The sequence below is a fragment of the Gilliamella sp. W8126 genome (genome assembly GCF_016102185.1).
GTDB classification, from domain to species: domain Bacteria; phylum Pseudomonadota; class Gammaproteobacteria; order Enterobacterales; family Orbaceae; genus Gilliamella; species Gilliamella apis_A.
On the sequence record NZ_JACFPE010000012.1, the window covers coordinates 1 to 6,651 of the forward strand.

The following is a 6,651-nucleotide window of genomic DNA, read 5'->3' on the forward strand; positions in this document are numbered from 1 at the left end:
CACTCGTGGCTGCAACCCTGCTTACTCAAAATCTATTCACACATGGTTACGTTTTGGGGAAATTATGAGGGGATCTCTCAGTGCTCAGCATGTTTGAGTGCTTTACTCGCCGCGGGTTGAGAAATATGTAAAACTTCAGCCGCACGCGTTAAGGAACCACAAGTCATTACAGCATAAAAGATATCGAGATGTCTTAATTTCATTCCATGTAGCCTACTGATTATTTATTTCTACGGACTATTCTAACGAATAAAGTATAAATAATCAGATATACTCGTCATAATTCAAATTTTGGTTTAGTTGTCACGAGAATTAATTCGTAAACGTGCAAGCTAAATAGATTGACTAGGGGAATATACGGGGTAAGAAAGCGGCTCGGCATACTGCCCTATAATAAATTGTTAGGAGAAGTACGCCGAGTAGTGTGTAGCTATTAGGTAAAGTATGTACCAATTTCAATAAATATTTTAATTAAGATACTGTTTGAAATATCAACAATAAAGGCACCGACCATAGGAACGACAAGGAAAGCTTTATGTGATGGTCCAAATGCTTTTGTGACTGTTTGCATATTCGCAATTGCTGTTGGTGTTGCTCCCATACCAAAGCCACAGTGACCCGCGCTGATCACGACAGCATCATAATCTTTGCCCATCATTTTGAAGGTGACAAAGCAGGCAAATAGCACCATGACAACAGTTTGTACAGCAATGATAATTAATACTGGCCCTGCCATGCTTGCCAATTGACCAAATTTTAATGACATTAACGCCATTGCCAAGAAAAGCGATAAAGCAACGCTACCTAATACATCGACGGTCGGCTCAAACACTTCGTGTTTAAATACATGAGTCAGTGTATTACGGATAATAATACCGACAAATAAACACCAGACAAAAGTAGGCAGTTGCAGAAAAGTATCTTTAAACAATGCACTGATATAGCCACCAACAACAATACAGATAATCAGCATTGAAATGGTTTCAATAACGTTATTTGCATTGATTTTTCTTTTGACGCTTGGTTGCTCAAAAGCTTCAACGATAGTGTCGCGCTCTTGCTCGGTTGTTTTAGGAATAGAGACCTTTTTCAAAAGATGACGGGCAACAGGGCCGCCAACTAAACCACCCAACACTAATCCAAGTGTTGCACAAGCCATCGCTAATTCAACGGCGCCTGTTACACCATATTTATCAGCGAGAATAGGGCCCCATGCTCCGGCATTACCATGACCACCTGTTAGAGTAATTGAACCTGCAATTAAGCCAATAAATGGACTTTCATTCATCATGACAGCCATACTCATGCCGACAGTATTTTGAATGGCGATTAGGATCGTTACTGCAATAGTTAATAGAACTAACGGCTTTCCTCCTTTAATCAGTCGAGAAAAGTCAGAACTTAGCCCGATAGAGGAAAAGAATGTGAGCATTAATAAACTTTGCAATGAAGCATCAAAAGTAAACGAATAACCTGATGTTTTATCAATAATTAACAGAACAATTGCAACAATAAAGCCACCAACGACGGCTTCTGGTATGTGGTTTTTTTGTAGGAACGGGGTAAATTTTACGACAAACATTCCTATGAGTAGCGCGATACATGCGACTAATAATGTATAACTGGCATCTAGGATCATTTTTTTACCTCTATTAGTTTACCAGAATTTTCACTATAACAATTTAACAATAGTGAAAAATGAAGTTACTTTGGTTAACTAATCTTTAACAATGAGTTTTATTAGGGTATCCATAACTTTTAGTTAATAGGGTCATAATTTTAGTGTGATCTTAATCATGAAATATTAAAAAGATTAAAATAACAACAATGGTATTTAATGATGGGTAAACCTAAATACCATGCGGGATCCGCACTATTTTCGGTGATAGCAAAAAATAAAAAAGTATAAATAATAAACAAAATTATAAGAGAAGGAGAACATGATAAGCGCAGGCCGAGCAATTTAAAGAAGTGTGATATACAACATAAAACAGCAGCATGACCTTTCTATATTTCGTTGCTTATCGAAGTGTTAATTTTCGGGTGGATTACTCTGTTTGTTGATTAATAACGGAGAAAAATATGATTGCTGTAATATTTGAGGTGCAAATACAACCCGACCAACAAACTCGCTATTTGACTTTAGCTGAGGAGTTAAGACCACTATTAAGTCATGTAGCTGGTTTTATTTCAATTGAACGTTTTCAAAGTCTAGCTACAGAAGGAAAAATGTTATCGCTATCTTGGTGGGAAAACGAATACGCAGTTCTGCAATGGAAAAATCATGTTTTACATGCGAAAGCTCAACAAGAAGGGCGAGAGTCAATATTTGATTTTTACAAAATTAGTATTGCTCATATTACTCGCGAATATTCATTTAAAAAGGACAAGGATAATGTTTGATGTTCACGTTGTTTTAGATAATCAAATAGGACAATTAGCATTACTAGGAAAAACATTAGGTAATAAAGGTATTGGATTGGAAGGGGGAGGGATATTTACGGTTGGTGATGAATGCCATGCTCATTTTCTTGTTGAACAAGGAAAGGAAGCTAAAATAGCGCTAGAGCAAGCTGGACTGTTAGTACTTGCGATCCGGACACCATTAATTCGTAAGTTAAAACAGGAAAAACCGGGGGAACTTGGCGAAATAGCACGAGTATTGGCGGAGAATAACATTAATATTTTAGTGCAATACAGTGACCATGCTAACCAACTGATATTAATAACGGACAATGATAGTATGGCTGCATCTGTTACGCTCCCTTGGGCAATAAAGTGAACTTGCGATGGCTAATTTAATACGAAAAGAGGTTACCTTTGAGTCCTCAATAGCCGCGATAGGGGCGGCTATGTCTGACATTTCACGAGTTAAAATACTCAGTGCTTTGATGGATGGGCGAGCTTGGACGGCCACTGAGCTAAGTTCTGTGGCGAATATATCAGCTTCAACGGCGAGCAGTCATTTATCTAAATTATTAGATTGCCAGCTAATCACAGTAGTAGCTCAAGGCAAGCATCGTTATTTTCGGCTAGCAGGAAAAGATATTGCTGAATTGATGGAAAGTATGATGGGGATCTCCTTAAACCATGGCGTACATGCCAAAGTTTCCACGCCAGTGCATTTACGAAAAGCACGTACTTGCTATGATCATTTAGCTGGCGAAGTTGCCGTTAAGATCTATGATTCCCTTTGTCAACAGCAATGGATCACTGAAAATGGTTCAATGATCACATTAAGTGGTATTCAATATTTTCATGAAATGGGAATTGACGTTCCTTCCAAACATTCACGTAAAATCTGTTGTGCGTGTTTAGATTGGAGTGAACGCCGTTTCCATTTAGGTGGGTACGTTGGAGCCGCATTATTTTCGCTTTATGAATCTAAAGGGTGGTTAACTCGACATCTTGGTTACCGTGAAGTTACCATCACGGAAAAAGGTTATGCTGCTTTTAAGACCCACTTTCACATTTAAGTTGTTTTTCTAATCCGCATATGATCAATTCAAGGCCGAATAAGAAGGCTGGCTCTGCACCTTGGTGATCAAATAATTCGATAGCTTGTCGTAATAATGGCGGCATACTATCAGTAGTAGGTGTTTCCCTTTCTTCTTTAGCGACTTGATGCTCTTGATCTTCCAATACGCAACCTAAAGTAAAATGCCCCACAGCGCTGAGTGCATATAATGCATTCTCTAGTGAAAAACCTTGTTGGCATAAAAAGGCTAATTGATTTTCGAGAGTTTCATACTGTTTTTCTGTAGGCCGTGTACCTAAATGTACTTTTGCTCCATCGCGATGACTTAGTAAAGCACATCTAAAACTTTTAGCGTTATTACGTAAAAAATCTTGCCAGCTTTCCCCTTCTAAAGGGCAAAAGTGAGTATGGTGCCTATCTAACATCTCAATGGCTAAGGCGTCGAGCAAAGCCCGCTTATTTTTTACATGCCAATACAATGTAGGCTGCTCTACACCTAGCTTCTGGGCGAGTTTACGGGTTGTTAAACCTTCGATTCCGACCTCATTAAGCAGCTCTAATGCGCTGTTAATCACTTTACTTTTATCTAATCTAGACATCATTAATTCCTAATTTTTGTTGACACTCTATCATTGATAGAGTTATTTTACCACTCCCTATAAGTGATAGAGAAAAGTGAAATGAATAGTTCGACAAAGATCGCATTGGTAATTACGTTACTCGATGCCATGGGGATTGGCCTTATCATGCCAGTCTTGCCAACGTTATTACGTGAATTTATTGCTTCGGAAGATATCGCTAACCACTTTGGCGTATTGCTTGCACTTTATGCGTTAATGCAGGTTATCTTTGCTCCTTGGCTTGGAAAAATGTCTGACCGATTTGGTCGGCGCCCAGTGCTGTTGTTGTCATTAATAGGCGCATCGCTGGATTACTTATTGCTGGCTTTTTCAAGTGCGCTTTGGATGCTGTATTTAGGCCGTTTGCTTTCAGGGATCACAGGAGCTACTGGGGCTGTCGCGGCATCGGTCATTGCCGATACCACCTCAGCTTCTCAACGCGTGAAGTGGTTCGGTTGGTTAGGGGCAAGTTTTGGGCTTGGTTTAATAGCGGGGCCTATTATTGGTGGTTTTGCAGGAGAGATTTCACCGCATAGTCCCTTTTTTATCGCTGCGTTGCTAAATATTGTCGCTTTCCTTGTGGTTATGTTTTGGTTCCGTGAAACCAAAAATACACGTGATAATACAGATACCGAAGTAGGGGTTGAGACGCAATCGAATTCGGTATACATCACTTTATTTAAAACGATGCCCATTTTGTTGATTATTTATTTTTCAGCGCAATTGATAGGCCAAATTCCCGCAACGGTGTGGGTGCTATTTACCGAAAATCGTTTTGGATGGAATAGCATGATGGTTGGCTTTTCATTAGCGGGTCTTGGTCTTTTACACTCAGTATTCCAAGCCTTTGTGGCAGGAAGAATAGCCACTAAATGGGGCGAAAAAACGGCAGTACTGCTCGGATTTATTGCAGATAGTAGTGCATTTGCCTTTTTAGCGTTTATATCTGAAGGTTGGTTAGTTTTCCCTGTTTTAATTTTATTGGCTGGTGGTGGGATCGCTTTACCTGCATTACAGGGAGTGATGTCTATCCAAACAAAGAGTCATCAGCAAGGTGCTTTACAGGGATTATTGGTGAGCCTTACCAATGCAACCGGTGTTATTGGCCCATTACTGTTTGCTGTTATTTATAATCATTCACTACCAATTTGGGATGGCTGGATTTGGATTATTGGTTTAGCGTTTTACTGTATTATTATCCTGCTATCGATGACCTTCATGTTAACCCCTCAAGCTCAGGGGAGTAAACAGGAGACAAGTGCTTAGTTATTTCGTCACCAAATGATGTTATTCCGCGAAATATAATGACCCTCTTGATAACCCAAGAGGGCATTTTTTACGATAAAGAAGATTTAGCTTCAAATAAAACCTATCTATTTTATTTATCTTTCAAGCTCAATAAAAAGCCGCGGTAAATAGCAATAAATTGGCCTTTTTTATCGGCAAGCTCTTTTAGGTTTTTCGCATGTATTGCGATATGCATAAACCAGCCATTGAGTAAGTTTTTAAGCACATCATCATCATAAGCTTTAAGTTGGTTCTCTTGGATCAATTTGCTGACAATGGCGTTTACCTTACCAGTAATGTATTCAAGGCTAATTTTTTCAAGTTCATTCCAACCAATGATAGGCATCACTTCTTGGATAGGGATAAGGTTTTTATTATTATCAATAATATAATCAAGATAATGTTCAAATATACTTTCTAAGGCAGACCAACCATTTGTTAAATCAGTTTTTGTTGTGATGTAGGCATCAATCATAATTAATTGCTGCTTATAACAGGCACTGAGTAATTGTTTTTTATTTTTAAAGTGATGATAAAAGGCACCTTTGGTCACCAACGCTTTTCCCGAGATCTCATCTATTGAAACAGCTTGATAGCCTTTTTCAACAAACAATATTCGTGCTGAGTTAACCAGTGATTGATAGGTACTCTTAAAATTTTCTTGTTGATGATTTTTATTTTCCATGATAGATTTAAAATAACATACCGTCAGTATGTTTATGGTATCATGATGATGTGGTCGTGACAATCTTAAGAACATTTAGGTTATTTTATGTATATTGAACAGCATTCTCGCTATCAAAATAAAGCTAATAACATCCAATTAAGATATGATGATAAGCAGTTTCATACAACGGTTATCAAAGATGTTCTATTATGGATTGAACATAATTTAGATCAGTCTTTACTGCTTGATGATGTGGCGAATAAAGCGGGTTATACCAAGTGGTATTTTCAGCGGCTGTTCAAAAAAGTAACAGGGGTCACACTGGCTAGCTATATTCGTGCTCGTCGTTTGACGAAAGCGGCTGTTGAGTTGAGGTTGACGAAAAAAACTATCCTTGAGATCGCATTAAAATATCAATTTGATTCCCAACAATCTTTTACACGTCGATTTAAGTACATTTTTAAGGTTACACCAAGTTATTATCGGCGTAATAAATTATGGGAATTGGAGGCAATGCACTGAGAGATCCCCTCATAATTTCCCCAAAGCGTAACCATGTGTGAATAAATTTTGAGCTAGTAGGGTTGCAGCCACGAGTA

Annotated in this window: 8 protein-coding genes and 2 pseudogenes; 6 read left to right on the top strand and 4 right to left on the bottom strand. The window is 38.4% G+C overall.

The genetic code is table 11. From position 1 onward, the window contains the following. Nucleotides 1-68 (top strand): hypothetical protein (locus H3S74_RS12505; RefSeq protein WP_223232774.1); only part of this gene is annotated, 68 nt, incomplete at its 5' end. A gap of 15 nt (nt 69-83) precedes the next feature. On the opposite strand, the pseudogene H3S74_RS12330 reads toward H3S74_RS12505, so the two are convergent. Further along, nucleotides 84-203 (bottom strand): annotated as a pseudogene (locus H3S74_RS12330) (LysR family transcriptional regulator); the annotation flags it as partial. 230 nt (nt 204-433) lie between these two features. Beyond that, the gene (gltS, locus tag H3S74_RS12335; protein WP_000599533.1) at nt 434-1,639 is read right to left on the bottom strand and encodes a sodium/glutamate symporter; all 1,206 of its coding nucleotides are present in this window, start codon (nt 1,637-1,639) and stop codon (nt 434-436) included. Nucleotides 1,640-2,082: 443 nt separating this feature from the next. On the opposite strand from gltS, the gene H3S74_RS12340 reads away from it, so the two are divergent. The 3 genes from H3S74_RS12340 to H3S74_RS12350 are packed head-to-tail and all read left to right on the top strand — an operon-like array spanning nt 2,083 to nt 3,476. Continuing rightward, the gene (locus H3S74_RS12340; protein ID WP_000562370.1) at nt 2,083-2,403 is read left to right on the top strand and encodes an antibiotic biosynthesis monooxygenase; all 321 of its coding nucleotides are present in this window, start codon (nt 2,083-2,085) and stop codon (nt 2,401-2,403) included. Continuing rightward, nucleotides 2,396-2,782: a hypothetical protein gene (locus H3S74_RS12345; protein ID WP_000460651.1), complete on the top strand. Its 387-nt coding sequence runs from the start codon at nt 2,396-2,398 to the stop codon at nt 2,780-2,782. Before H3S74_RS12340 ends, H3S74_RS12345 begins: the two co-directional genes overlap by 8 nt. A 7-nt stretch (nt 2,783-2,789) precedes the next feature. After that, nucleotides 2,790-3,476: a helix-turn-helix transcriptional regulator gene (locus H3S74_RS12350; protein ID WP_001284954.1), complete on the top strand. Its 687-nt coding sequence runs from the start codon at nt 2,790-2,792 to the stop codon at nt 3,474-3,476. Here the strand turns inward: H3S74_RS12350 and tetR(B) are convergent. Further along, nucleotides 3,454-4,077, bottom strand: coding sequence for a tetracycline resistance transcriptional repressor TetR(B) (gene tetR(B) / locus H3S74_RS12355; RefSeq protein WP_000088605.1), 624 nt, complete (start codon nt 4,075-4,077; stop codon nt 3,454-3,456). The genes H3S74_RS12350 and tetR(B) overlap by 23 nt on opposite strands. An 81-nt stretch (nt 4,078-4,158) precedes the next feature. On the opposite strand from tetR(B), the gene tet(B) reads away from it, so the two are divergent. Next, entirely contained in the window at nt 4,159-5,364 is a 1,206-nt protein-coding gene (gene tet(B), locus H3S74_RS12360; RefSeq protein WP_001089068.1) for a tetracycline efflux MFS transporter Tet(B), read from the top strand. Nucleotides 5,365-5,476: 112 nt separating this feature from the next. On the opposite strand, the gene tetC is transcribed toward tet(B), so the two are convergent. Beyond that, the gene (gene tetC, locus H3S74_RS12365) at nt 5,477-6,070 is read right to left on the bottom strand and encodes a tetracyline resistance-associated transcriptional repressor TetC (RefSeq protein WP_000428546.1); all 594 of its coding nucleotides are present in this window, start codon (nt 6,068-6,070) and stop codon (nt 5,477-5,479) included. 87 nt (nt 6,071-6,157) lie between these two features. Between tetC and H3S74_RS12370 the strand changes: the two are divergent. Then, nucleotides 6,158-6,553 (top strand): annotated as a pseudogene (locus tag H3S74_RS12370) (helix-turn-helix domain-containing protein); the annotation flags it as partial. Between the last annotated feature and the right edge of the window lie 98 nt (nt 6,554-6,651).